Raw genomic sequence first — 24,676 nt, 5'->3', positions numbered from 1 at the left:
GGGCAGGGGGTTGGTTGCAGTGCTGCCAGCGGGTAGATTTATCCATCGAATGGACTCGATGCTCCAGTCTCCAGTTTAAAGAGGACCTATAGTGCATGACGACCGCAGGATCACGGAAGTCCGCCTGGCAAGGTTTGTGCGGGAGCGCATTTCCCCTGCCGTATACAGCAGGACGGTTCCGCTTTCCCTGAGCAGTTGGGAGACCCCCGGTGAGCCGGTCCCCGCGCTCGAGGCAATGCGGCAGGACTATCAGCCGCAGGAGCACGGCGCCCCCTGGGGCCGGCCGTGGGGGACCACCTGGCTGCGGCTGCAAGGTGAAGTGCCTGAAGCCTGGGGTGGCGGGCCGGACACCACCGTGGAGGTTGTGGTGGACCTGGGGTTCACCACCGAGGCCCCGGGGTTCCAGTGCGAGGGCATCGCCTGGCGCTCCGACGGCAGCATTATCAAGGCGATTTCACCCCGCAACCAGTACATCCCGCTCAAGCTGCTGGGCGGCGGCATGGCCGTGGATTTCTACGTGGAGGCTGCGGCGAATCCGGACATGGCCCAGGGCTGGACGTTTGCTGCCACCCCGCTGGGGGACAAGGCGACCGCCGGGCAGGCCCCGCAGTACCGGCTGGGAAACATCGCCATCGCCGAACTGAACCAGGGCGTGTGGGAACTCCAACAGGACATCTGGACGCTTGCCGGCCTCATGGAGCAGCTTCCGCTGGAACTTCCGCGCCGCCATGAGATCCTCCGCGCCCTGGAGCGAATGATGGACGTCATGGATCCGGATGACGTGGCCGGGACCGCGGCGGCGGGACGTGAGGCGCTCGCGGACGTCCTCGCCAGGCCTGCGTATGCGTCGGCGCACCAGCTGGTGGCCACCGGGCATGCGCATATCGATTCCGCGTGGCTGTGGCCCGTCAGGGAAACCATCCGCAAATGCGCCAGGACGTTCTCCAACGTGGTGGCCCTGATGGATGAAGACCCTGGCTTTGTCTTTTCCTGTTCCTCTGCCCAGCAGCTGTCCTGGATCAAGGAGTTCTACCCAGACCTGTTCAGCCGCATCAGGGAAAAAGTCCGGGCAGGCCAGTTCGTCCCTGTGGGTGGCATGTGGGTGGAATCGGACACCAACATGCCCGGCGGCGAAGCCATGGCCCGGCAGTTCGTGGAGGGCAAGGGCTTCTTCCTGTCCGAGTTTGGCATTGAATGCAGGGAAGCGTGGCTTCCGGATTCGTTCGGCTACAGCGCGGCCCTGCCCCAGATCGTGAAGGCTGCGGGCAGCCGCTGGTTCCTCACGCAGAAGATCTCCTGGAACCAGACCAACAGGATGCCCCACCACACCTTCAACTGGGAGGGAATCGACGGCACCCGGCTGTTCACCCATTTCCCGCCGGTGGATACCTACAACTCAGACCTCAGCGGCAGGGACCTGGCCCACGCCGAACGCAACTACCGGGACCACGGCCGCGGCACGGTGTCCCTGGTGCCGTTCGGCTACGGCGACGGCGGCGGCGGCCCCACCCGCGAAATGCTTGCCGCCGCTGCACGCACGGCAGACCTTGAAGGATCGCCCAAGGTGCGGATCGGCTCAGCGGAAAGCTTCTTCCAGCAGGCCGAGGAGGATTATCCCGCCCTGCCGGTCTGGATGGGCGAGATGTACCTGGAGCTGCACCGCGGCACGTATACCAGCCAGGCACGGACCAAGAAGGGGAACCGGCGCAGCGAACACCTGCTGCGAGAAGCCGAACTGTGGTGCGCCACGGCTGCTGTCCGCGGCGGGGGTGCCTACGAATATCCCGGAGCCGAGCTCACGCGCCTCTGGCAGCTGGTGCTGCTGCAGCAGTTCCACGACATCCTTCCCGGCAGCTCCATTGCCTGGGTCCACCAGGACGCCGAACGGAACTACCAGGCCATCGAAACCGCCCTTGAATCGCTGATCAGAGGTGCCGCAGCGGCCATGCTGGGACCCGGCAGCCGGCAGTTCCTGCTGAACGCTGCACCCCATGCCAGGGGAGGAGTCCCGGCGCTGGCGGCAGCCGAACCGGCGGAGGGCGCGGGGGCGGTCCAGGCAACACCGCACGACGGCGGCTACATCCTGGATAACGGGGTCATCCGGGCCGTTGTGGACGGCGACGGGCTGCTGTCCTCCCTGCGGGACCACGCCACCGGCCGTGAAGCGATCGCGCCCGGCGGGCGCGGCAACCTGCTCGAACTGCACCGGGATACCCCCAACGAATGGGATGCCTGGGACATCGACGAGTTCTACCGGCGCAACGTCACACCGCTGGTCCATGCGGAGTCGGTCCGGCTCGACAGCGACGGCGGCAGCGCCGTGGTGGTGGTGGAGCGGCTGGCCGGGGCCTCGCCGCTGACCCAGCGCATCACGCTTTCCCCCGGCAGCCCGTCACTGCAGATCACCACCTCCGTGGACTGGCAGGAACGCGAAAAGCTGCTGAAACTTGGCTTTGCCCTGGATGTGCGGGCTGACCGTTCTGCGGCCGAAACGCAGTTCGGCCACGTCTTCCGGCCCACCCACACCAATACCTCATGGGAAGCTGCGAAGTTCGAAATATGCGCCCACCGGTGGATCCATGTGGGTGAACCCGGCTACGGCGTGGCCGTCTCCAACTCATCCACGTATGGCCATGACGTGGGTAGGAACATCAGGGAGGCCGACGGCGGGACCACCACCACCGTGCGCCTGTCCCTGTTGCGGGCTCCCAAGTTCCCGGACCCGGAGGCAGACCGGGGGCAGCACGAGCTCACCGTGACCATCCGTCCTGGTGCGGATATCGCCGACGCCGTCCAGGAGGGGTACCGGACAAACCTGGCACCCCGGCTGGTCAGCGGCGGCGCGGCAGTGGAGCCCCTCTTCTCCGTCAGCAACCCTGCACTGGTCATCGAGGCGGTCAAGCTGGCGCAGGACGGGTCGGGGGACGTGGTGGTCCGGCTTTACGAGTCGCTGGGGCAGCGTTCCACGGGCAGCATCACGGCGAACTTTCCGGTGCGGGAGGTCGCGTCCACGGACCTTTTGGAGCGCCTTGCTGACGGTCCGGGTTTTGAGGCCACGGGCACGGGTGCCGTGCTCAGGCTCCGGCCGTTCCAGTTGGTGACCTTGAGGTTCTCCCGGACCTAGCTGCCCGGTGTGGAAGGTTCCCGTGTGGAAGGTCCTGTCCCGGGTGGGGTGACTGCCCGGGGCGGGGCCTGCGGTCTGTAAAAAGTGGCCTTAAACAGGCTGAGTGGGGGCGGTCCCCAACGATCCGCCACCACTCATCCCCCCAATGTGCGCGAAGGCCCCCGGGCGCCTGCGTTTAGGAATTTTTCCCCGTTCGAAAACGCTCAGCAGCCCTGCCTTCACACATTCATGATTGTGTCACAGTCTAATGATTTTGTGAAAGCTGACAAGGTTACGTTTCGGTAGATTTCTTCCGCCGGGGCACGCCACGGCTGTTAACCACCCTGGCCGCCCAGATCAAGGCCAACCCAATCACGTAGCAGAGCACTGCCGTGTAGTTGATGATGAATTCCAGGGCAGCCATGGAAGGCGGGATCGCGGGAAAGAGCAGCGTGAGGGCAATGGCGACGCCGCCCAGGGCCAGCAGTGCGGCAGCACCCCGGACCAGTACCGGCAGCCGGTCCTTCACCGCACGCACCATTGCCGGCACCAGGGCGAGCCCCACGTAGGCGGGGTAGGCCCTGCCCGCGGCACCATAGAACTCCACGAGCGCGAAGTTCCGGCTGTCCTTGTCGGAGACGGCCTTCAGCCCCGCGGAGGAACCAGCGGTGTCCATCATGAAGAAGACACCGATCATGACCACCGAGACGGCCAGCAGGACCAGCATGCCGCCCCGTCCCGTAATGAGGCGGTGCGCGCCCTGCGCGTCGAAGCCCCTGGAAGTGCGGATACCAAGGAAGTAGATGGCACCGAAGGTCACGAAACGAAGCAGCAGGTTGGCGATATTGATGCCTCCCAGCGCCTGGTCGATCACCAGGTAGGGGCCCTGGATGCTCAAGAGGATAGCCAGGGTCATCATGGCGAAGATTCCGAACAGGGAGCGGTTCTCGCCACGGAGCGTACTGGGAATGCGGGCCGCTGCCACGAAGGCACAGATGGCCAGCGTGGTCCATTGAAGCGTCTCGATCATCCCAGGTTCTCCCAAATCTTTTCTGCCTGCGCCCGGTCCTGTTCCTGCCGGCGCAATACTCTGCCCAGTGCCTGGAGCCTGTCTCCCGCAAGCGCGGTAAGTTCTCCGTCGGAGAGGCTCTCCAGTGCCGCCTGCCGGGCTCCGGGAGGCCAGCCTGCCTCTTCCTCGGTGATGACGCCTGTGGCCACCAGCCCGCCGGCGGGGCCCACGCCGGCAGCCATTGCCGTGGCCAGGGCGAGTTCGGGGGACAAGCGGTTGGCAGTCAATTGCGCGGAATAATTCTGCGGAGCCACCCCGGTGGAGGCCGACACGCGGTGCCTGACCTCGCCGTCGTCGATTGCGTCCACCCAGTTCTTCACCGCCGTTGCGTGCGGTGCCGGGCTGAGGGCGGGGGCGGCTTCCCCGCGCGCGGCGTCCATGGCCGGCCGGGCCAGGAGCGCGCGCAGCAGGTCCGCGCTGGAAATCTGGCTCACCAGCTCGTTCCGGGAGGGCGGCCGGGGCGGGCCGGCAAGGGCGCTGTAGGCCTCGAAGCCGGCCAGCGCCGCCACCGGGTTGATGTTGTAGGCGCGGCTGATGCTGACCACCGTGCTCACGGAGACCTTGCCCCGCACCAGCTGCTGGGCAAGCGTGGTCCGCTTGATCCCCGAGACCCGGCAGACGTCGGCGGTGCTGGCATCAGGTGCGATGCTTTGCAGCCAGCGCTGGAACGCCTTGGCGGAAAGGGTCATGGGGGTGCTCTCTGCAGAACGGGTGGTGACCACGATTTTACCGTGCCGGCATGCCGCGCCGGTCCGCGCGCGCGGACCGGGGGATTTTGCCGACGCCCCGTTTTCATCTATAGTTGTTGGTCGAGCCCGCTGGTCCGTACACCCCCCAAGTCCGGACCAGCGGGTTCTTCTATGTCCTGCAGCCCCAGCGGCGCCGCGGCCCGCGTTTGCGCCGCCTCTGCCGGCCGTCAACGGCTGTCCAGGCAGCGGCGAAAGGACGAATCAATGACTGCAACCCTTGTTGCCAAGGACGTCTCCGGTGGCCACGGGCACCGCACGCTTTTTTCCGGGCTGTCGCTCACGGTGGCGCCCGGCGACGTGGTGGGTGTCGTGGGCGCCAACGGCGCCGGAAAGTCCACGCTGCTGCGCCTCCTTGCCGGCGTCGACCAGCCACAGGGCGGCTCCGTGAGCCTCGCCCCGGCCGACGCCTTTGTTGGCTGGCTGCCGCAGGAACACGAGCGTGTTTCCGGAGAGACCGTGGCCGGCTACATAGCCCGCCGGACTGGCTGCGCGGAAGCCACCCATGAGATGGAATCTACTGCAGAGGGCCTGGGCTCGGGTGCTCCCGGTGCAGATGATGCCTATGCGCGGGCCTTCGACCGCTGGATGGCCTCGGGCGCCGCGGACCTGGATGACCGTATCCCTGCCGTGTTGGCCGAGCTGGGGCTGGATTCCGGCCCGGAGGCGCTGATGACCGGGCTCTCCGGCGGCCAGGCGGCCCGGGTGGCGCTCGCGGCCCTGCTGCTGAGCCGGTTCGACGTGGTTCTGCTGGACGAGCCTACGAACGACCTGGACCTTGCCGGCCTGGCCACCCTCGAAAATTTCGTGACGGGGCTGCGCGGCGGTGTGGTGCTGGTCAGCCACGACCGGGAGTTCCTGGCCCGCTGCGTGACCAGGGTGGTGGAACTGGACCTGGCCCAGAACAGCGTGGCCGTATACGACGGCGGCTACGACGCCTTCCTCGACGAGCGCGCCGTGGCGCGGCGGCATGCCCGGGAGAAGTACGAGGAGTTCGCCGCCACCAAGGCGGACCTGGTGTCCCGGGCCCGGACCCAGCGGGAGTGGAGTTCGCAGGGCGTCCGGAACGCCATGAAGAAGAATCCGGACAACGACAAGATCCGCCGCGCCGCCAGCACCGAGTCCTCCGAGAAACAGGCCCAGAAGGTCCGCCAGATGGAATCACGGATCGCCCGGCTGGACGTGGTGGAGGAGCCCCGGAAGGAATGGCAGCTCCAGTTCAGCATTGGCCAGGCGCCGCGTTCCAGCGCCGTGGTCGCCACCCTGCGCAACGCCGTGGCACGCCAGGGCAGCTTCACGCTGGGCCCGGTGAACCTCCAGCTCAACGGGGGTGAGCGGATCGGGATTACGGGCCCCAACGGTGCCGGGAAGTCCACCCTGCTGCGCCTTTTGCTGGGCACCCAGGCGCCGGACGACGGCGACGCCTCCATGGGTGCCGCCGTCGCCGTCGGGGAAATCGACCAGGCCCGCGGCCTGCTGGACGGTGCCCAACCACTGGGAGACGCCGTCGAAGCCGTACTGGCCGACTGGAACAGCGCCGACGTCCGCACCCTGCTGGCCAAGTTCGGCCTCAAGGCGGACCACACTTCACGGACCGTTGATTCGCTGTCGCCGGGGGAGCGGACGCGGGCAGCCCTGGCCCTGCTCCAGGCGCGCGGCGTGAACCTGCTGGTGCTGGACGAACCCACCAACCACCTCGACCTGCCTGCCATCGAGCAGCTGGAAGAGGCCCTTGAAAGCTATGACGGAGCGCTGCTGCTGGTCACCCACGACCGCCGGCTGCTCGAAAACGTCCGACTCGACTACCGGTGGCACCTGGAAAACGGCACGATCCAGGAGTTCCACCACAACGCAAGCCAGGAGAACTGACCATGAGCATGGACCGCGTGGCGTGGAGCTCGCTCTACAACATCAGCACCGCCAAGAGCGGCTCCAAGCCGTTCTCCAAGGAAACCCTGAAACGGGTGTTGGCCTTCGCCGCCCCGCACAAGGGCAAGCTCATCGCCTTCGTGCTCTCGTCCATCGCAGCGGCCGTCCTGGCCGTCGCCACCCCGGTGCTCGCCGGCCAGGTGGTTGACGCCATCATCGACAACGCCGCCGCCGGCACGGTGATCTGGCTGGCCGTGCTGATCGCCATCGTGGCCGTGGGCGAAGCGGGCGTGGGGCTGCTGACCCGCTGGCTGTCCTCGACCATCGGCGAAGGCGTCATCGTGGACCTGCGCACCCGGGTGTTCGACCACGTGCAGCGCATGCCCATCGCCTTCTTCACCCGCACCCGGACGGGAGCCCTGGTCAGCCGCCTCAACAACGATGTCATCGGGGCGCAGTCCGCCTTTGCCGGCACGCTCTCCGGCGTGGTGAGCAACTCCGTGGCGTTGATCCTGACCCTGGCCGTGATGCTCAACAAGTCCTGGCTGGTCACCGTCCTCGCCATGGTGCTGCTGCCGATCTTCCTGATCCCGGCCCGGCGCATGGGCTCCAAGCTGGCAGACCTGCGCCGCGAAGCCGCCGCGCACAACGCGGCCATGGGCACCCAGATGACAGAGCGGTTCTCCGCGCCCGGCGCCACGCTGGTCAAGCTGTTCGGCCGCCCGGATGAGGAATCCCGCGAATTCGCTGCCCGCGCGGGCCGTGTCCGCGACATCGGCGTCCGCATGGCCATGCTGCAGTTCACGTTCGTCACGGCACTGACCCTGGTCTCCGCGCTCGCACTGGCCCTGGTCTATGGCCTCGGTGGCTGGCTGGCCCTGGCCGGGCAGCTGGCCCCTGGCGACGTGGTGGTCCTGGCACTGCTCCTGACGCGTCTTTACGCTCCGCTCACGGCGCTGTCCAATGCCCGGGTGGAAGTCATGAGCGCCCTGGTCAGCTTTGAACGGGTGTTTGAAATCCTGGACCTGAAGCCGCTCATCCAGCAGAAGCCGGACGCGGTGCCAGTCCCGGCCGGCCCGGTGTCCGTTGAGTTCGACGACGTCCGCTTCGCCTACCCCTCGGCGGACAAGGTCTCCCTTGCCTCGCTGGAGGAAGTCTCCACCCTGGACACCCGCGGCGGCGAGGAAGTGCTGCACGGCGTCAGCTTCCGGGTTGAGCCGGGCCAGACAGTGGCGCTGGTGGGTTCCTCCGGCGCCGGCAAGTCCACCATCGCCCAGCTGCTGTCGCGGCTGTACGACGTCGACTCGGGCGCGGTGCGGCTTGGCGGCACCGCACCGGGGACGGGGCTGGACGTCCGGGACACCACCTTCGATTCGCTGCGGGACACCCTGGGCATGGTGACCCAGGACGGCCACCTCTTCCACGAAACCATCTCCTCCAACCTCCGGCTGGCCCGGCCCGACGCCACGGACGAAGACATGTGGGACGTCCTGCGCCAGGCACGCCTCGAAACCATGATCAGGTCCCTTCCGGACGGCCTGGAAACCGTGGTGGGGGAACGTGGCTACCGGCTTTCCGGCGGTGAACGCCAGCGCCTCACCATTGCCCGGCTCCTGATCGCCCAGCCCCGGGTGGTCATCCTCGATGAGGCCACGGCGGCGCTGGACTCCACGAACGAAGCCGCCGTGCAGGCTGCCCTGGGTGCCGCACTCGAGGGACGCACCGCCGTCGTGATTGCGCACCGGCTCTCCACCGTCCGCGCGGCCGACGCCATCCTGGTGGTGGAGGGCGGCCGGATCGTGGAACGCGGAAGCCACACCGAGCTCCTGGCGGCAGACGGACGCTACGCGGAGCTGTACCGGACGCAGTTTGCCGAGGCCACGGCCGTAGCGCAGGAAGCTGTCCCCGAGCTCTAGCGGCGGTCCGTTCCGGGGCGGGTCCTCACACTGCCCGCGTGGCCAGCAGGGGCAGGATGTGGTCCGTCAGCAGCGGCGCGAGGTCCCGGGCGGGGGCCGCGCCCGCCGGCGTGCTGATGTCCAGCCACCGGATCTCGGCGATCTCGGCAGCGGGAGTGGCCTGCCATGTTCCCGGGGCGAGGAAGACGGTGGCTTCGATATCGGTGGCGGCCTCGTTGGCGGCGTCGGCGATCCAGACCCCCATGAGGTCCAGGTCCTCCGGACGCACCACGATGCCCACCTCCTCGGCGAGTTCCCTCGCCGCGGCCTCCACTGCCGTTTCGCCCGGCTCCGGCTTGCCGCCGGGGTGCATGAACATGCCGGTCCCGCGCTTCCGCACGGTCAGGAGGCGGCCCGCGTCATCAAACACGCAGACGGCAGAGACCACGATCCGATCTTTCACGGGGAAATCCTTTCCAGGCGCGAGACGAGCAGCAAATCCTTGCGGGGACCGGTCACATCCCAGCTGTAACTGAAGGCCTCCGGGCCTTGGCGGGTATAGGAAACACGGTACGTGTCCGGATCACACCAGTGGCTGTCCTGGCTGGTGTCAGGGGTGAAGCTCATTCTGTGGAACGGCCTGCCGTCGGGAAAGAACACGTCCAGCGCATCGGGCTGCGGCAGGGGTTTCAGGACGTACTTGCGGGAGGCGGGGCCGGTAAAAGATGGCCAGCGCATGGTGCCTTCCTCGCGAAGGGCCAGGCCGCCGTCGTCCGTCGGCGTGTACACCACGACGCCGGAAAAGGTTCCGCAGGTGCCGTCCGACCTGTCCAGCAGGTCCCGCTCCAGCTGCCAGCGCCCCGGCGTTCCAGGGTGGTCCGCTGCATTGCTGCCCAACAGGTAGGCGCGGAGGCTTGGCTCCGGGGAAGGAGGATTCAAGTGCCCTCGATTGGAATCGAACCAACGACACCGGCTTTAGGAGAGCCGTGCTCTATCCACTGAGCTACGAGGGCGGGCATCCGGTGGGGTTCGGCAGGGCCGGTCCGTCCGGACACGGTTACAAGCATACAAGGTGCCGGGCCGTACTACGCTCAAGGCATGAGTCCAGCCCCTCCTGCCGCTCCAGCCACTGCAGTCATCCCGAACGTGGCGTCCACCCGGCAGTACATCGGGGCGTGGGCGGTGCTGAGCGTGCTGCAGTATTTCGCCGCCGAAGCTGCCGTGGCCATGGCGTGGGCGGGAAAACGTCCGTACGACCTGCGGACCGGCTACATCAGCGACCTGGGGGCCCTGCACTGCGGGATCTATTCAGGCCGGGATGTCTGTTCGCCCTTGAACTGGCTAATGAACGCCTCCTTCGTGGTCCAGGGCCTCGGGCTGCTGGTGGGGGCGGTGCTGCTGACCTCCGGGCTGCTGCGCGTGGCCGCCCGGCCGGGAACCCGGGTTGATTGGGCCCGCAGGGAGCCGTGGGTGGCAGCCTCCGCTGTCCGGCTGCTCACCGGCGCCGCCGGGGCCGGAACCATCATGGTGGGGCTGGTGCCGGAGGATGCGGGCTCACCATTGCATTACGCCGGCGCCATCACGTATTTCGTCGCTGGTGGGGCTGCCCTTCTGGTGCTGGGAGCCCTCTGGCTGCGGAAGGCCGGGATGGCGTGGTTTCTCCTGGTCTGCGGCGGTGTGTCGCTGGCGGCCACGGCCACCGGCGGGCTGACCCGCATGATGGTTCCCGAGCCGGGCACGCTGGAGCGCCTGATGGGTTATCCGGTCACGGTGGGGATGGCCGCTGCGGGGCTGGTGATTGCCCAGCGGGTGCACCGGCACCGGAAGCAGCGGCAGGCTGCGGCGGCTGCCGCTGCTGCGCGGGCAACCGCCGTTTAGCGCTTTTGGCGTTGGCGGCTGTTGAGGAGCACCGCCGCGCCGCCGGCCAGCAGGCTCAGTACCAACAGCACCCAGCCCGCAATAGTGAGGCCGGACGCCAAGGCCACCTGGCCGGCGTCGGGACCCGTCGTGGCCATCATGGCGTCAATGGCCACGTTTCCCCCGAGGCGCACTACGACGAACAGCATGGGCAATGCCCAGAGCGCCCAGCGCAACGACTTCCTCGCCACGTTGGTTCCAATGAGCAGCAGCCACGTGAAGCCGAAGATCAGTGGGAAGAGCGTCCCCGCGGTCTTGTGGACGTAGCTCAGCTGGCCCATGGCATCGGCGTTCATCACGCCCTGGAGCCGCCCGATGTAGCCGGGATCGAAACCACCCACCAGCGAATCCGGCATGGCCATGCCCTGCGAAAGTTGCGTGAGCTGGTCCAGGGTCAACAGGTGCAGGTACCAGAACAGGAACAGGCTGGCCACCACGCCGGCAATGACGATCAGGTTGCTGTTGCCTTGCGCCTTTTCCGGCGTGCGCGCGGTGGTGGGGTTCACCACTGGGGGCAGGTGGTGCTGCGGGACCGCCGCGTTGGCGCCGTGTTTCTTGATCCGCTGGGCGGGGGTTTTGGCCATGGCTCCATTATCCCGCCCCCTACACTGAACCCATGACCACTGGCCGACACAGCGCAGCTGTTCTTGACCCCTCACTGGACGACTACCAATTGGCGGCGGCCCTGGTCCGCGAAGCCGGACAACTGGCGCTCCTGATGCGCATGGCCGGGCTGGAAGCTGAACAAAAGACCTCCGTGTCCGACGTCGTAACCGCCGCTGACCGCGCCGCCGAGGCCTACGTGCTGGAACAGTTGCGGCGCTGCAGGCCGGAGGACGGCATCCTGGGCGAGGAAGGTGCCTCCGTCCAGGGGACCAGCGGCCGTACCTGGGTCATCGACCCCGTGGACGGCACGTACAACTTCCTGCACGGCTCCACCTACTGGTGCTCTGCCATCGCGCTCAAGGACAGCCGGGACGTACTGCTGGGAGCAGTTTTCCAACCCGAAGAGGACAAGCTGTGGGTTGGCGGGCAGGACCGGCCGGCCACGCTGAACGGTGAAGTGCTGACATCGTTTTCCGACGACGGTGGCAGGCGGAACGCCACCGCCGTTGCCGAACTTGGCGCGGCCACCTACATCCACCCCAGCTGGTTGATGGACCCCATGTGCGCCATGCCATGGCATGCGGCGGCAACCTCCGCCGCATCCCTCCGCATGCTCGGATCCGGGTCCTGCGACCTGGGACGCGTGGCCGACGGGCAGCTGGGATGCTGGTTCCAGCACAGCTGCCCGGAATGGGACTGGCTGCCGGGCAAGGCGATCGTCCTCGCCGCCGGCGGCGCCGTGGACACCGTCCGGATCAACGGGCTGGAGTGGTTCATCGCAGGAGGAACGACGGCGGTGCGCCAGTTGCGTGCCGCCCTCGAGTCAGGCTCGGTGGGCTGAGACGATGGCCCGCGCAGCCGGCGTCATCCACAGCCTGGAAGGCGTTGTCGGTCCCACCGCCTAGACTTGTAGGCACCATGGATATGTTGTTTGACCCGTACTCTGACGGACCGTTCAAGGCCACTCCTGCCGCCACCGCCCGCACCAGGACGGGTCCGGAGGGCGTTGCCACCACGGCAGGGCCGGGCGGAATGCCGGACCCCGGCGCCGGCGGGCACAACAACTCCGGGGGTTGGCAACAGCCCAACCAGCACGGCGGCAACCGTCAGCACGACGCCGGCCACCACGGCGGCGGCCGCCCCGGCGCTGCCCAGCTGCTTGAGGGATTGAACCCGCAGCAGGAGGAAGCGGTCAAGCACGGCGGATCGGCGCTGCTGATTGTCGCCGGCGCGGGCTCGGGCAAGACCCGTGTGCTCAGTAACCGGATCGCGTACCTGATCGCCACCGGCCGCGCCCACCACGGCGAAATCCTGGCCATCACGTTCACCAACAAAGCGGCCGCGGAAATGCGGGAGCGCATCGAGGCGCTGGTGGGCGGGCGCGCCAAGATCATGTGGATCTCCACGTTCCACTCGTCCTGCGTCCGGATCCTGCGGCAGGAAGCGGCGAACGTCGGCCTGAAATCCAACTTCTCCATCTACGACTCCGCGGATTCGCTGCGCCTGGTCACCCAGGTGTCCAAAACCCTGGACCTGGACCCCAAGAAGTTTGCGCCCAAGGCCATCCAGCACAAGATTTCCGCGTTGAAGAACGAGCTCATCGACGCCGACTCCTTTGCCTCGGACGCCAACTACAACGATCCCTTCGAACATGCGGTGGCGGACGTCTACAAGGGCTACACGCAGCGCCTCCGGCAGGCCAACGCCATGGACTTCGACGACCTCATTGCCGAGACCGTCTACATGTTCCGTGCCTTCCCGGCGCTGGCGGAGTCCTACCGCCGCCGGTTCCGCCACGTCCTGGTGGACGAGTACCAGGACACCAACCACGCCCAGTACGCCCTGGTCCGGGAGATCGTGGGCGAGGGCCCCGGCGCCTCGGAGCTCACCGTGGTGGGCGACTCGGACCAGTCCATCTATGCCTTCCGCGGTGCGGACATCCGGAACATCGTGGAGTTCGAAAAGGACTACCCCGAGGCCCGCACCATCAAGCTGGAACAGAACTACCGCTCCACCCAGAACATCCTGAGCGCAGCCAACTCGGTCATCTCCCGCAACCCCAACCGGCCGGAAAAGCGGCTCTGGACCGCCGAGGGCGAAGGCCACAAAATCATCGGCTACGTTGGCGAAAACGAGCATGACGAAGCGCAGTTCATCGCCAAGGAAATCGACCGGCTCCAGGATGAGGAGAACCTCCGCCCGGGCGACGTCGCCATCTTCTACCGCACCAACGCCCAGTCCCGCTCCATCGAGGACGTGCTGGTGCGCGTGGGCCTGCCGTACAAGGTGGTGGGCGGCACCCGCTTCTACGAGCGCAAGGAAATCAAGGACGCCCTGGCGTACCTGCGCGTCCTGGTGAACCCGGACGACGACGTCAACCTCCGCCGGGTCCTCAACGAACCCAAGCGGGGCATCGGCGACCGCGCCGAAGGGGCCGTGGCGGCCCTCGCCAGCCGCGAACGCACGTCCTTCATGGCGGCGGCCCGCCGCGCGGACCAGGCCCCCGGCATGGCCACCCGTTCCGTCAACGCGGTCCTGGGCTTCGTGAAGATGCTGGACGACCTCGCCGAGGTGGCGGCCGGGTCGGGGGCCGCCGCGGCACTCGAGGCAGTCCTTGAACAGACTGGCTACCTTGCCGCGCTGCGCTCCAGCACCGATCCGCAGGACGAATCCCGCGTGGAGAACCTCGCCGAACTCGTGGCCGTGGTGCGCGAATACGAACAGGAGAATCCGGAAGGCAGCCTCGGCGCATTCCTGGAACAGGTGTCCCTCGTGGCGGACGCAGACCAGATCCCCGATGCGCCCGGCGCGGACATCGACGCCGCCGTCGCCGAAGCCAAACGGCTGGGCGTGGTGACCCTGATGACCCTGCACACGGCCAAGGGCCTGGAGTTCCCGGTGGTCTTCCTCACCGGCATGGAGCACGGACTCTTCCCGCACCAGCGCTCCGCCACCGACCCCAAGGAACTGGCCGAGGAACGCCGGCTGGCCTACGTGGGCCTCACCCGCGCCCGGAAGCGGCTGTACGTGACCCGGTCCGAGGTTCGCAGCATGTGGGGCCAGAGCCAGTACAACCCGGCCAGCCAGTTCCTCGAGGAAATTCCCGCAGAGCTCCTGGAATGGAAACGCGAGGGAACCAGCCGGCAGTCGTGGGCGGGCGGCGGGTCCATCGGGTCGGGCCGGTACAGCGGGTCCTTCTGGGGGGCCGGCACCGCGCGCGGTGCCGCGGCGGATTCCTCCGCCGGATTCAACGCTGATGTTCCGGCGTTCATTGCCAAGAACCGGGTGCAGCCGCAAAAGGAGATCGTCGCCGTCAGCGTGGGGGACAAGGTCAACCACACCAGCTTCGGCAACGGAACGGTCCTGGCCCTCGAGGGGGCCGGAGACAAGACCGTGGCAAAGGTGAAGTTCGACGTCGGCGAGAAGCGGCTGCTGCTGCGCTACGCCCCGCTCACCAAACTCGACGCCTGAGGCGGGCCGCGGCCGGGCATAATGGAGCCCATGCGACGGACTGTATGGGGAATGCTCGCCGCCCTGCTCCTTATGACTGCCACGGGCTGCACCGTGACCACCAAGGACCCGGCCTACGTTCCGCCGGCTCCGCTGCCACCCATGGAGCAGCTGGAAAGTGCGCCCCTGACGGACGCCAAAGCGTTCTCCAGCGGCACGGACGTCCTTTCGTTCATCACCGCTGACCGGACCATCGCGTGCTCGCTCACCTCCGCCCGCGGGGAACACGTGAACCTGCCGTATGAGCAGAACAACTACAGCGACGCCGCCAATAACAAGCTGCCCATCGTCCCGGTGGCCCACTGCGAGCTTGCCACCTACCCGGCGCCCCAGCCGGCGGACATCAAGGACGACTGCGCCGGAACCCACCTTGGGTACCTGGGCGGCGTGGCCCTCCTGTCCCCGGACACGGCCCGTTACGGGGAATGCCGCTCCGGCGTCACATCCATGGAAGGGACCTACGGGCCCAAGGGGAACAAGCAGGGCGCCCTCACCCAGCTCCCCGTGCTCGCGGAAGGCCAGAACCTGGAACGCAACGGGCTGCGGTGCTCCGCCTACAACCGTGGCGTGGCGTGCGGGAACGTGTCAGCCGGCGTCGGATTCTTTGTTTCCCCCGAACGTTACGAGCTGATTCCCGGGCCGGACAAAAGCAGTGGGCCGCCGCAGCCGGAGGGCTCAAAATCCCCGTAAATCCGCGGTTTTTCTACGCTCCATAGAATAGTGTGCTTACTCACATAAGGGGTAGTCTGGGACGGCCCGGTCCCTCCAAAGGACTAGAGTTCCCCATGGAGCATTACGCCGCGTGGCTCGTTTCCAGACAGGCCTCCGGTGCGTGCAATCCGCAGCCCGGTCACCGTCTTCGCCGATGGTGTCCGGCTGTACAGAAACTACTTCGACGTAGAAGGACACTAAACCGTGGACCTGTTTGAATACCAGGCGCGCGATATGTTCGAGGCGCACGGTGTACCCGTGCTTGCCGGCATCGTGGCGTACACCCCAGAAGAAGCAAAGGCAGCTGCCGAGAAGATCGGCGGCGTTACCGTTGTCAAGGCACAGGTCAAGGTAGGCGGCCGTGGCAAGGCCGGCGGCGTCAAGGTCGCAAAGTCCGCTGATGAGGCGTTTGAGCACGCCACCAACATCCTCGGCATGGACATCAAGGGCCACACCGTCAACAAGGTGATGATTGCCCAGGGTGCGGACATCGCCGAGGAGTTCTACTTCTCCGTCCTGCTGGACCGCGCCAACCGCAACTACCTGGCCATGTGCTCGGTTGAGGGCGGTATGGAAATCGAGCAGCTCGCCGTCGAACGTCCCGAAGCGCTGGCCAAGATCGCCATCGACCCCGCCGTGGGCATCGACCAGGCCAAGGCCGACGAAATCGTTGCAGCTGCAGGCTTCGCCGAGGAACTGCGCGGCAAGGTCGCCGCCGTGATCCTCAAGCTCTGGGACGTCTTCAAGAAGGAAGACGCCACCCTGGTGGAGGTCAACCCGCTGGTCAAGACCGGCGCCGGCGACATCGTTGCCCTGGACGGCAAGGTCTCCCTGGACGAGAACGCCGACTTCCGCCACGCCAAGCACGCGCAGCTCGAGGACAAGGACGCTGCCGACCCGCTTGAGGCCAAGGCAAAGGCGCAGGACCTCAACTACGTCAAGCTCGACGGCGAAGTGGGCATCATCGGCAACGGTGCAGGCCTGGTCATGTCCACCCTGGACGTCGTTGCCTACGCCGGTGAAAACCACGGCAACGTCAAGCCCGCCAACTTCCTGGACATCGGCGGTGGAGCCTCGGCCGAGGTCATGGCCGCCGGCCTGGACGTCATCCTGGGTGACGAGCAGGTCAAGTCCGTGTTCGTGAACGTCTTCGGCGGCATCACCGCATGCGACGCCGTCGCCAAGGGCATCGTCGGCGCACTGGCCGAACTGGGCAGCTCCGCCAACAAGCCGCTGGTAGTCCGCCTTGACGGCAACAACGTCGAGGAAGGCCGCCGCATCCTCACCGAGGCCAACCACCCGCTGGTTACCCTGGCCGCCACCATGGACGAGGGCGCCGACAAGGCCGCCGAGCTCGCCAACGCAGCGAAGTAAGGGACGCACCATGTCTATTTATCTGAACAAAGACTCCAAGGTCATCGTCCAGGGCATCACCGGCGGCGAAGGCACCAAGCACACCGCCCTGATGCTCAAGGCCGGCACCAACATTGTTGGCGGCGTCAACGCCCGCAAGGCCGGCACCACGGTCCTGCACGGCGATAAGGAAATCAACGTCTACGGCACCGTCAAGGAAGCCATGGCTGAAACCGGCGCCGACGTCTCCATCGTCTTCGTGCCGCCGGCGTTCACCAAGAACGCCGTTGTCGAAGCCATCGAGGCCGGCATCGGCCTGGTCGTGGTCATCACCGAAGGCGTTCCCGTGCAGGACTCCGCCGAATTCTGGGCCCTGGCCCAGTCCAAGGTGGATGCAGACGGCAACCAGGTCACCCGCATCATCGGCCCGAACTGCCCCGGCATCATCACCCCCGGCGAAGCACTGGTTGGCATCACCCCCGCCAACATCACCGGCAAGGGCCCCATCGGCCTGGTCTCCAAGTCCGGCACGCTGACCTACCAGATGATGTACGAACTGCGCGACCTGGGCTTCTCCACCGCCATCGGCATCGGCGGCGACCCCGTCATCGGCACCACCCACATCGACGCCCTGGCTGCGTTCGAGGCTGACCCCGAGACCAAGGCCATCGTGATGATCGGCGAAATCGGCGGCGACGCCGAAGAGCGCGCGGCCGACTTCATCAAGGCCAACGTCACCAAGCCGGTTGTCGGCTACGTGGCCGGCTTCACCGCCCCCGAAGGCAAGACCATGGGCCACGCAGGTGCCATCGTCTCCGGTTCCGCCGGTACCGCCCAGGCCAAGAAGGAAGCCCTCGAGGCTGCAGGCGTGAAGGTCGGCAAGACGCCGTCCGAGACCGCCAAGCTGCTCCGCGAGGTCTACTCCGCCCTCTAGGCAGTACTTCACGCCGCGGGGCCACCCCGGTCCGTGTCCCTTCAGGGGACGGACCCCGGGTGGCCCCGCGTTCGTTTTTTAACGGATGGTGCCGACGGCGGTCGCCGGCTGCCCCGGCAGGGTCGAGTAGTGTTGGGAGCGGAGTATCGGGCCGCCGTGGGCGCGCAGGCAGGGGAACAACGATGGCAGAGAAGCGACCAACCCTGGTCGACGCCGTCGTGGAAAAGGTCCTTGAGCACATCATCAGCGGGGAGATCAAGGCCGACGACGCCCTGCCGCCGGAGGCCGACATCGCCAAGGAATCGGGTGTCAGCAGGCTGACGGCCCGGGAAGCCATGAAGGTGCTGAAAGCGCAGGACGTCGTCTACGTCAGGCGCGGCCTGGGTACCTTCGTCAATCCGCCCGAGCGCTGGACCGGGCTGGATGCCATCATGCGCGCAGCCTCCAGGGGAGTGGCCTCGGACCAGGTGGCCCTGCGCCTCCTCGAAGTGCGCCGCATGGTGGAGACCGGGGCGGCCGAACTGGCTGCCTCCCGCCACCGGCCGGGTGACCTCGCTGCCCTGCAGGACAGCGTGGAGAAGATGGAAGCCGCCCACCTTTCCGGGGACGTTGATGCCCTGACCGTGGCGGACATCGCCTTCCATGACACCGTCCTGCGGGCCTCCGGCAATCCGTTCGTACCCGCCCTCCTGGGCCAATTGTCCACCCTGCTTTTTGCGATGCGCCGGGAAACGTCTGCCTTCCCGGATGTCCAACGCCACGCCATCCACCACCACAAGATGGTCCTCGCCGCCATCGCCGCGGGCGATCCGGCGACCGCACGATCCACCATGGACGCGCACATTACGCAGACCTTCGAGGACTACGAGCAGTACCTCGCGCTGGCCAGCCGCAGCGGTACTGCTGCCGGCTGAGGGGATTCCGGCGCCCAGGGCGCGGGTGCGTCCGGAGGGCGGGTGCGGGCCCAATGCGCAGGAGGCTGTCTGTGTTGACGCCCACATCTTCCTGTGATTAGAATCGCAGTCAGACATCAGACATCTGATATCAATCCCCCCAAAATGCCGCAGGCCAAAGGAGTCTCCATGCGCGCGCATTCCCCTTTTGAGGGCCCCTACACCTGCACCGGAGGTCTGAAATGACCACCCGTGCCACTGCCCCCGCACTCGGCCAGTTGGGCGAGACCACCCTCCGCAAGGTCCGCCGGCGGCTCATGCCCCTGATCGTCCTTCTCTATTTCATCGCCTACCTGGACCGCAACAACGTGGGCTTTGCCAAGCTCGGCATGCAGGGTGACATCGGCCTGACCGAGGCTGCCTACGGCCTGGGTGCCGGCATCTTCTTCCTGGGTTACGCCCTGCTGGAGATCCCGTCGAATGGCGGCATGTACCGCTTCGGCGCCCGTAAGTGGATTGCCCGCATCCTGATCAGCTGGGGCATCTTCGCCACGGCCATGTTCCTGGTGAATGGTGAAGCCACCTTCTACGTCATCCGCTTCCTCCTGGGCGCGGCAGAAGCCGGCTTCTTCCCGGCGATCCTCTTCTACCTGACGCTCTGGTTCCCGGCAGCGCAGCGCGTGACGGTCTTGGGCATCTTCATCCTGGCCCAGCCCATCTCCAACGCCCTCGGCGCCCCAGTGTCCGGCATGCTCCTGAACCTTGAAGGCGTCGCCGGCCTGCACGGCTGGCAGTGGCTCTACATCCTCGAGGGCATCCCGGCCATCATCCTGGGCATCATCACGCCCTTCGTCATGACGGACCGCCCGGAACACGCCAAATGGCTCAAGCCGGAGGAGCGCGAATGGCTCTCCACCACCATGGCTGCGGAGCTGGCGGACAAGCAGAAGGCAGGCAACCACAACTTCCTTGCCGGCCTGAAGGATCCCCGCACCATCGCGTATTCGGCCCTGTACTTTGGCCTGGTGTGCGGTATCTATGGCCTGGGCCTCTGGCTGCCCACCATTGTGAAGGCGCTTGGTAAGTTCGACTCCACCCAGGTGGGATTCATCGTCTTCATCCCGTATGCCATTGCCGCGGTGTTCGTCTACTTCTGGAGCAAGCGTTCGGACCGTACGGGAAACCGCGTATGGCATGCCAGCGCCAGCATGGTGCTTGCCGCCATCGGGCTCCTGGGTGCCGGCTTCCTCCTCCCCGTCAATGCCGTCCTCGCCATGGTCTTCCTGACCCTCGCGGCCATGGGTATCTACTCCGCAATTGCGCCCTTCCTGGCCATGCCGTCCGCCGCCCTCACGGGCGCCGCGGCGGCAGCAGGACTGGCCATGGTCAACTCACTGGGCAACCTGGGCGGCTTCGTAGCCCCCTACATCGTGGGCATCCTCAAGGACGCCACCGGAAACAGCCAGACCGGCCTGGTCTTCCTGGCAGCCTGCCTCGCGGTGACCGCCGTCGCAACCTATCTCTACGCCCGCAACCGGCCTGAAGGTGTCTCCGCGCCCGGAGCCACCGTCCCTGCCGCTGAACACCACTAGGAAGCAGCCATGACTACAGAGCACGCATTTCCAACCGAACGCACCGCGGTCCTGACCGGCGCGGCGTCCGCCCGGGGCATCGGCCGCGCCGCCGCGGACCGGCTGGCCAGCCAGGGCTGGTCCATTGCCATCCTGGACATCAATGCCGAAGACGCCAAGGCGGCAGCGGCCGAGATCGGCTCCAGCCGTGCCGTCAAGGCCATTGGCGTCGGCGCCGACGTCTCCGACGAGGCATCGGTGGACCGTGCCATCACGGAAATCGAACAGTCCATGCCGCCCATTGTGGGGCTGGTCAACCTGGCCGGAATCAGTTCCCCCACCCCCTTCATGGAAACCACGGTGGCGGAGTGGGACAAGGTCTTCGCCATCAACATGCGTGGCACGTTCGTGGTGTCCCAGCGCGTGCTCAAGGGCATGATCGAACGGGAACTGGGCAGGATTGTCAGCATCTCCTCCATCTCAGCCCAGCGTGGCGGCGGAACCTACTCCAAGGTGGCCTACAGCGCTTCCAAGGCCGGCATCCTGGGCTTCACCCGTGCGCTGGCCCGCGAGGTGGGGGAGCACAACATCACCGTGAATGCCGTCGCGCCAGGCCCGATCGACACGGACATCATGGGCGGGACGCTCAGCGATGAGCGCAAGGCCCAGATGTCCGAGGGAATCATGATGGGCCGGGTGGGGACCCGTGAGGAAGTGGCGGCCCTGATCGCGTTCCTCCTCAGCGGGGACGCGGGCTACATCACAGCCGCCACCTATGACATCAATGGCGGCCTGCAGGTTTCCTGACCTCCCGGCAATTCCGGCGTACAGTGCCCTGCTGCCTTGCAGCTGCGCGGCACTGTACGTCCGGGGTGCGTCATCGGCAACGTCCCGCACCCTTAGCGGCTATAGGATTCCTACATGGCAACCAAGAACAAGTCCACCGGCGGGGTGAGCAGGCAGGTCCTCGCGGACCACGTCTACGAAGCGCTGTTGGTTGCCCTGATGGACGGCCGGCTGGAAGCGGGCACGCCCGTCAGTATCGATGGAATGGCCCGTGAGCTGGACGTCTCGCCCACCCCGGTGCGGGAAGCGCTGGCACGCCTGGAAGCCACCGGCATGGTTCGGCGAACGGCCTTGCGGGGCTACCGCGTGGCCCCGCTGTTCTCTCCCGAGGAGCTTGCGGACCTGATGGACGCACGGCTGGTGATTGAACCGGCCAACGCCTTCATGGCCTGCAGGCACGCGGGCAGGGAACTGGCCGGCAAGCTCCAACAGGCCATCGAAGACCTGAAGGCCGCGCCCCGTGGACCGTCTTTCGCGGAATTCCGTGCGTACTGGGAAGCTGACGAACGCTTCCACCGCCTTATCGCCGAATCGGCGGACAACCAGTTCCTGCTCTCTGCCTACAACGCCTTGGGCGGCCAGGTGCAGCGCTTCCGCTTCTTCGGCGGACTGGGCGTGACCGACGCCGATTTCGCCATTGCGGAACACACAGAGATCCTGAAAGCCTTCGAAGCCGGCGATCCCGAGCTCGCCCGCCAAAAAATGATCGACCACATCGAAGGCGTCAAGCAGCGCTCGCAGCACGACAGCGAAGTGCGCAGCTAGCAGCCCGCTCCGGGGCCCTAAGCCCCTTGCTCCATCCCTGCCTCAACAATCCAACCCTTGACAGGACACACTGCCAACGTAGATCCTATAGGAAATGCGATTCCTAACTTGGAGTGACAATGCCGTACACCGCTGAAAACTGGCCCATCGCCGCCGCCCTGCTTCAGTTCCCCGGAACGAGGCCGGACGGGACCACCGCCCAGGAAGCCCCCGCCAGCGACTGGCAGCAGGTCTTCGAAGAGGTGGCGGATTCCGGTTTCACCAACGCCGACCTCACGGACAGCTGGGTCCGCCCGGGTGATCTTTCCAGTGCACGCCTGGACGAACTGAAGGCTGCCGCCACCACCGCCGGCCTGGGACTTCCCTCCATCTCCGCCATCCGCCGCAGCGTGATCGAGGAAAGCAACTGGGAGGAGAACCTGGCCTACACCCACCGCACCCTGGAGGCCGCCGCCCAGCTCGGCTGCGAAGTCGTCTCGATCGGCCTGCACCAGGCCATCACCCCGGAACAGCAGAAGCAGCTGTGGTTCTGGACCGTCGAAGGCCACAAGGACCCGGTGGGGGACAAGGACACCTGGAACAACGCCGTCACCCGCATCCGCGAAGTAGGCAAGCACGCCGCCGAACTGGGACTCCTGGTGTCCCTGGAAATGTACGAGGACACGTACCTGGGCACCGGCGATTCCTCCGTGCAGCTGGTCCAGGACATCGACCTGCCCAACGTTGGGCTGAACCCGGACCTGGGAAACCTGATCCGCCTGCACCGGCCCATCGAGGACTGGCGCGAGCTGGTACACAAGACCCTGCCGTACTCCAACTACTGGCACGTCAAGAACTACATCCGCGACGAGGACCAGGCACGGAACCAGTACGTCGCCATGCCGGCCCCCATGGAATCAGGCCTGATCAGCTACCGCGAGGCTTTCCAGTTCGCCATATCCGTCGGCTTCCAGGGCATCATCTGCACGGAGCACTACGGTGGCGACGGCCTGAGCGTCACCGCCGCCAACCAGGACTACCTGCGCCGCCAGGTCCTGCCCAAGCGCGAAGGCTACGCCCTGGGCACCAGCCTGGTGGCGCAGGGCCGGCAGGCTCCAGCAGCAGTTCCCGCACACTAGCCGGCAGCATCCCCATCAAGAACACCGGTTCAACGAGGAATCATGACAAAGATATTTGACGATCCAGCGCAGTTCGCAGACGACGCCCTCGACGGCTTCGTCGCCGCCAACCGCCAGTACGTGGCGCGCGTTGACGGCGGAGTTGTCCGCTCCACAGAATCACCCGCCGGCCAGGTGGCACTGGTCATCGGCGGCGGATCCGGCCACTACCCGGCCTTTGCCGGCCTGGTGGGTGCCGGCCTGGCGGCCGGAAGCGCCTGCGGCAACATGTTTGCCTCCCCTGCAGCGGGGCAGGTGTACCGGGTGGCCAAGGCATCCCAGGCCGGCGGGGGAGTCCTGCTCAGCTACGGAAACTATGCCGGCGACGTCCTCCACTTCGGGCAGGCCCAGGACAAACTGAACGCCGAAGGCATCGAAACCCGGACCGTCGTGGTCACCGATGACATCGCCAGCGCGCCGCTGGCGGAAATCGACAAGCGGCGCGGCATTGCCGGGGACCTCACGGTCTTCAAAGTGGCCGGTGCGGCAGCCGAAGCCGGCCTGGACCTGGACGAGGTGGAGCGCCTGGCCATCAAGGCCAACCACCACACCCGCTCGCTAGGCGTGGCCTTCGCCGGCTGCACCCTGCCCGGGGCGGCGGAACCTCTCTTTACGGTCCCCGAAGGCATGATGTCGGTGGGGCTGGGCATCCACGGTGAACCAGGCATCTCCGAACAGCCCCTGCCAACTGCCAGCGAGCTGGCCCGGCTCCTGGTGGACGGCCTGCTCAAGGACAAGCCTGATGCCGCGGGCACCCGGGTTGTGCCGATCCTGAATGGCCTGGGAACGGTGAAGTACGACGAACTGTTCCTGTTGTTCGGGAAGGTCGAGGAGCTGCTCACCGGGGCTGGCCTGGAGATCGTGGAACCGGAGTGCGGCGAACTGGTGACCAGCCTGGACATGTCCGGACTGTCCCTGACGCTGTTCTGGCTGGACGCGGAACTGGAGAAATTCTGGGCCGCACCCGCCGATACCCCTGCCTTCCGCAAGGGCAACCTTGCGCCGCGCCGGGCCCGCTCCGTCGACTCCCTCGCTGAGGCAGCAACGGCGCCTGCGCTGGAAGCCACCGCCGCTTCCACTGCCTTGGCCGCCACCGCTGTGGGCGCGCTGAAGGAAGCGCGCGCCGTCGTCGTCGAACATGAGGACGCCCTGGGAAAACTGGACGCGATCGCCGGGGACGGCGACCACGGCATCGGCATGCGCCGGGGCGTCGATGCCGCCGTTGAAGCCGCGGAGAAGTCGCACGCAGCAGGCGCCGGGCTGGAGGAACTCCTCACCGCCGCGGGCGAGCAGTGGGCCGAGCGTGCCGGCGGCACCTCCGGCGCCCTGTGGGGCGCGGCCGTCGCCGCCGTCGGGAAAACCCTGGGCAGCAAGGATTCCTATACCGCCTCGGATGCGGCCGCAGCCGTCAATGCCCTCCGCGACGCCATCATCACCCTGGGCAAGGCCGAAGCCGGGGACAAGACCATGGTGGATGCGCTTCTTCCGTTCGCTGACACCTTTACCCGGGCACTTGACGACGGCGGCAGCCTGGCCGGGAGCCTCCGGGCAGCAGCGGACGCGGCAGCAAAAGCCGCCGATGAGACAGCCGGCCTCAGCCCGAAGAAGGGCCGCGCCCGGCCCCTGGCCGAAAAGAGCCTGGGCCACCCCGACCCCGGTGCTGTGTCCTTCGGCCTCATCGCCCGCAGGGTGGCCGATTACGCCGCCACCATCGAAAGCCACTGAAGGAGA

At 66.8% G+C, this 24,676-nt stretch carries 20 protein-coding genes and 1 tRNA gene; 15 read left to right on the top strand and 6 right to left on the bottom strand.

Annotated elements, in window-relative coordinates; all coding sequences use genetic code 11:
• Positions 1-91: 91 nt before the first annotated feature.
• The gene (locus HNO81_RS08375; protein WP_175317658.1) at positions 92-3,124 is read left to right on the top strand and encodes a glycoside hydrolase family 38 C-terminal domain-containing protein; all 3,033 of its coding nucleotides are present in this window, start codon (positions 92-94) and stop codon (positions 3,122-3,124) included.
• Between the two features lie 271 nt (positions 3,125-3,395).
• Here HNO81_RS08375 and HNO81_RS08370 read toward each other — a convergent pair whose 3' ends face one another.
• Entirely contained in the window at positions 3,396-4,133 is a 738-nt protein-coding gene (locus HNO81_RS08370; RefSeq protein WP_175317657.1) for a hypothetical protein, read from the bottom strand.
• Positions 4,130-4,861 carry a hypothetical protein gene (locus HNO81_RS08365; protein ID WP_175317656.1) on the bottom strand — a complete coding sequence of 244 codons (732 nt, stop codon included), beginning with the start codon at positions 4,859-4,861 and terminating at the stop codon, positions 4,130-4,132. Before HNO81_RS08365 ends, HNO81_RS08370 begins: the two co-directional genes overlap by 4 nt.
• Positions 4,862-5,125: 264 nt before the next feature.
• Here HNO81_RS08365 and HNO81_RS08360 point away from each other — a divergent pair, with 264 nt between their 5' ends.
• Together HNO81_RS08360 and HNO81_RS08355 are read left to right on the top strand one after the other, a co-directional pair.
• Positions 5,126-6,787, top strand: coding sequence for an ABC-F family ATP-binding cassette domain-containing protein (locus tag HNO81_RS08360; RefSeq protein ID WP_175317655.1), 1,662 nt, complete (start codon positions 5,126-5,128; stop codon positions 6,785-6,787).
• 2 nt (positions 6,788-6,789) lie between these two features.
• Positions 6,790-8,703 (top strand): ABC transporter ATP-binding protein, encoded by a 1,914-nt coding sequence (locus tag HNO81_RS08355; RefSeq protein ID WP_175317654.1) that lies wholly within the window; start codon positions 6,790-6,792, stop codon positions 8,701-8,703.
• Between the two features lie 25 nt (positions 8,704-8,728).
• Here HNO81_RS08355 and HNO81_RS08350 read toward each other — a convergent pair whose 3' ends face one another.
• The 3 genes from HNO81_RS08350 to HNO81_RS08340 form a co-directional block, all read right to left on the bottom strand.
• Positions 8,729-9,145 (bottom strand): NUDIX domain-containing protein, encoded by a 417-nt coding sequence (locus HNO81_RS08350; RefSeq protein WP_175317653.1) that lies wholly within the window; start codon positions 9,143-9,145, stop codon positions 8,729-8,731.
• Positions 9,142-9,621, bottom strand: coding sequence for a DUF6314 family protein (locus HNO81_RS08345; RefSeq protein WP_175317652.1), 480 nt, complete (start codon positions 9,619-9,621; stop codon positions 9,142-9,144). Before HNO81_RS08345 ends, HNO81_RS08350 begins: the two co-directional genes overlap by 4 nt.
• Before the next feature lies 1 nt (position 9,622).
• Positions 9,623-9,695: transfer RNA gene (locus tag HNO81_RS08340), tRNA-Arg, on the bottom strand.
• 85 nt (positions 9,696-9,780) lie between these two features.
• Here HNO81_RS08340 and HNO81_RS08335 point away from each other — a divergent pair.
• Positions 9,781-10,560 carry a DUF998 domain-containing protein gene (locus HNO81_RS08335; protein ID WP_175317651.1) on the top strand — a complete coding sequence of 260 codons (780 nt, stop codon included), beginning with the start codon at positions 9,781-9,783 and terminating at the stop codon, positions 10,558-10,560.
• Here the strand turns inward: HNO81_RS08335 and HNO81_RS08330 are convergent.
• Positions 10,557-11,183 carry a hypothetical protein gene (locus tag HNO81_RS08330; RefSeq protein ID WP_175317650.1) on the bottom strand — a complete coding sequence of 209 codons (627 nt, stop codon included), beginning with the start codon at positions 11,181-11,183 and terminating at the stop codon, positions 10,557-10,559. The genes HNO81_RS08335 and HNO81_RS08330 overlap by 4 nt on opposite strands.
• 32 nt (positions 11,184-11,215) lie before the next feature.
• On the opposite strand from HNO81_RS08330, the gene HNO81_RS08325 reads away from it, so the two are divergent.
• The 11 genes from HNO81_RS08325 (at position 11,216) to HNO81_RS08275 (ending at position 24,670) form a co-directional block, all read left to right on the top strand.
• Positions 11,216-12,046: an inositol monophosphatase family protein gene (locus tag HNO81_RS08325; RefSeq protein ID WP_175317649.1), complete on the top strand. Its 831-nt coding sequence runs from the start codon at positions 11,216-11,218 to the stop codon at positions 12,044-12,046.
• Between the two features lie 77 nt (positions 12,047-12,123).
• Positions 12,124-14,676 (top strand): DNA helicase PcrA, encoded by a 2,553-nt coding sequence (gene pcrA / locus HNO81_RS08320; protein ID WP_175317648.1) that lies wholly within the window; start codon positions 12,124-12,126, stop codon positions 14,674-14,676.
• Positions 14,677-14,697: 21 nt separating this feature from the next.
• A complete protein-coding gene (locus tag HNO81_RS08315) occupies positions 14,698-15,405 on the top strand; it encodes a hypothetical protein (protein WP_254703373.1) in 708 nt (235 codons plus the stop codon).
• A gap of 225 nt (positions 15,406-15,630) precedes the next feature.
• On the top strand, positions 15,631-16,800 hold the full coding sequence (gene sucC, locus HNO81_RS08310; protein ID WP_175317647.1) for an ADP-forming succinate--CoA ligase subunit beta: 1,170 nt from the start codon (positions 15,631-15,633) through the stop codon (positions 16,798-16,800).
• Positions 16,801-16,810: 10 nt separating this feature from the next.
• On the top strand, positions 16,811-17,713 hold the full coding sequence (sucD, locus tag HNO81_RS08305; protein WP_175317646.1) for a succinate--CoA ligase subunit alpha: 903 nt from the start codon (positions 16,811-16,813) through the stop codon (positions 17,711-17,713).
• A 182-nt stretch (positions 17,714-17,895) separates the two neighbouring features.
• Positions 17,896-18,627, top strand: coding sequence for a FadR/GntR family transcriptional regulator (locus HNO81_RS08300; protein ID WP_175317645.1), 732 nt, complete (start codon positions 17,896-17,898; stop codon positions 18,625-18,627).
• Between the two features lie 221 nt (positions 18,628-18,848).
• Positions 18,849-20,198, top strand: a complete 1,350-nt coding sequence (locus tag HNO81_RS08295; protein WP_175317644.1) for an MFS transporter — start codon at positions 18,849-18,851, stop codon at positions 20,196-20,198.
• A 9-nt stretch (positions 20,199-20,207) separates the two neighbouring features.
• Positions 20,208-20,984: an SDR family NAD(P)-dependent oxidoreductase gene (locus HNO81_RS08290; protein WP_175317643.1), complete on the top strand. Its 777-nt coding sequence runs from the start codon at positions 20,208-20,210 to the stop codon at positions 20,982-20,984.
• 114 nt (positions 20,985-21,098) lie between these two features.
• Positions 21,099-21,788 carry a GntR family transcriptional regulator gene (locus HNO81_RS08285; RefSeq protein ID WP_175317642.1) on the top strand — a complete coding sequence of 230 codons (690 nt, stop codon included), beginning with the start codon at positions 21,099-21,101 and terminating at the stop codon, positions 21,786-21,788.
• 119 nt (positions 21,789-21,907) lie between these two features.
• Positions 21,908-22,906, top strand: a complete 999-nt coding sequence (locus HNO81_RS08280; protein ID WP_175317641.1) for a sugar phosphate isomerase/epimerase — start codon at positions 21,908-21,910, stop codon at positions 22,904-22,906.
• A 42-nt stretch (positions 22,907-22,948) separates the two neighbouring features.
• Entirely contained in the window at positions 22,949-24,670 is a 1,722-nt protein-coding gene (locus tag HNO81_RS08275) for a dihydroxyacetone kinase family protein (protein WP_175317640.1), read from the top strand.
• Positions 24,671-24,676: the final 6 nt, after the last annotated feature.

Origin of the sequence: Pseudarthrobacter sp. C4D7 (assembly GCF_013359725.1) — a bacterium.
GTDB lineage: Bacteria > Actinomycetota > Actinomycetes > Actinomycetales > Micrococcaceae > Arthrobacter.
Note: the sequence above shows the minus strand (reverse complement) of the source record. Positions and strands in the feature narration are given on the sequence as shown.

Coding starts and splice junctions, on each gene's coding strand:
- HNO81_RS08370 (WP_175317657.1), bottom strand. CDS start 4,133: ATGATCGAGACGCTTCAATGGACCACGCTGGCCATCTGTGCCTTCGTG.
- HNO81_RS08365 (WP_175317656.1), bottom strand. CDS start 4,861: ATGACCCTTTCCGCCAAGGCGTTCCAGCGCTGGCTGCAAAGCATCGCA.
- HNO81_RS08360 (WP_175317655.1), top strand. CDS start 5,126: ATGACTGCAACCCTTGTTGCCAAGGACGTCTCCGGTGGCCACGGGCAC.
- HNO81_RS08355 (WP_175317654.1), top strand. CDS start 6,790: ATGAGCATGGACCGCGTGGCGTGGAGCTCGCTCTACAACATCAGCACC.
- HNO81_RS08335 (WP_175317651.1), top strand. CDS start 9,781: ATGAGTCCAGCCCCTCCTGCCGCTCCAGCCACTGCAGTCATCCCGAAC.
- HNO81_RS08330 (WP_175317650.1), bottom strand. CDS start 11,183: ATGGCCAAAACCCCCGCCCAGCGGATCAAGAAACACGGCGCCAACGCG.
- HNO81_RS08325 (WP_175317649.1), top strand. CDS start 11,216: ATGACCACTGGCCGACACAGCGCAGCTGTTCTTGACCCCTCACTGGAC.
- pcrA (WP_175317648.1), top strand. CDS start 12,124: ATGGATATGTTGTTTGACCCGTACTCTGACGGACCGTTCAAGGCCACT.
- HNO81_RS08315 (WP_254703373.1), top strand. CDS start 14,698: ATGGAGCCCATGCGACGGACTGTATGGGGAATGCTCGCCGCCCTGCTC.
- sucD (WP_175317646.1), top strand. CDS start 16,811: ATGTCTATTTATCTGAACAAAGACTCCAAGGTCATCGTCCAGGGCATC.
- HNO81_RS08300 (WP_175317645.1), top strand. CDS start 17,896: ATGGCAGAGAAGCGACCAACCCTGGTCGACGCCGTCGTGGAAAAGGTC.
- HNO81_RS08295 (WP_175317644.1), top strand. CDS start 18,849: ATGACCACCCGTGCCACTGCCCCCGCACTCGGCCAGTTGGGCGAGACC.
- HNO81_RS08290 (WP_175317643.1), top strand. CDS start 20,208: ATGACTACAGAGCACGCATTTCCAACCGAACGCACCGCGGTCCTGACC.
- HNO81_RS08285 (WP_175317642.1), top strand. CDS start 21,099: ATGGCAACCAAGAACAAGTCCACCGGCGGGGTGAGCAGGCAGGTCCTC.
- HNO81_RS08280 (WP_175317641.1), top strand. CDS start 21,908: ATGCCGTACACCGCTGAAAACTGGCCCATCGCCGCCGCCCTGCTTCAG.
- HNO81_RS08275 (WP_175317640.1), top strand. CDS start 22,949: ATGACAAAGATATTTGACGATCCAGCGCAGTTCGCAGACGACGCCCTC.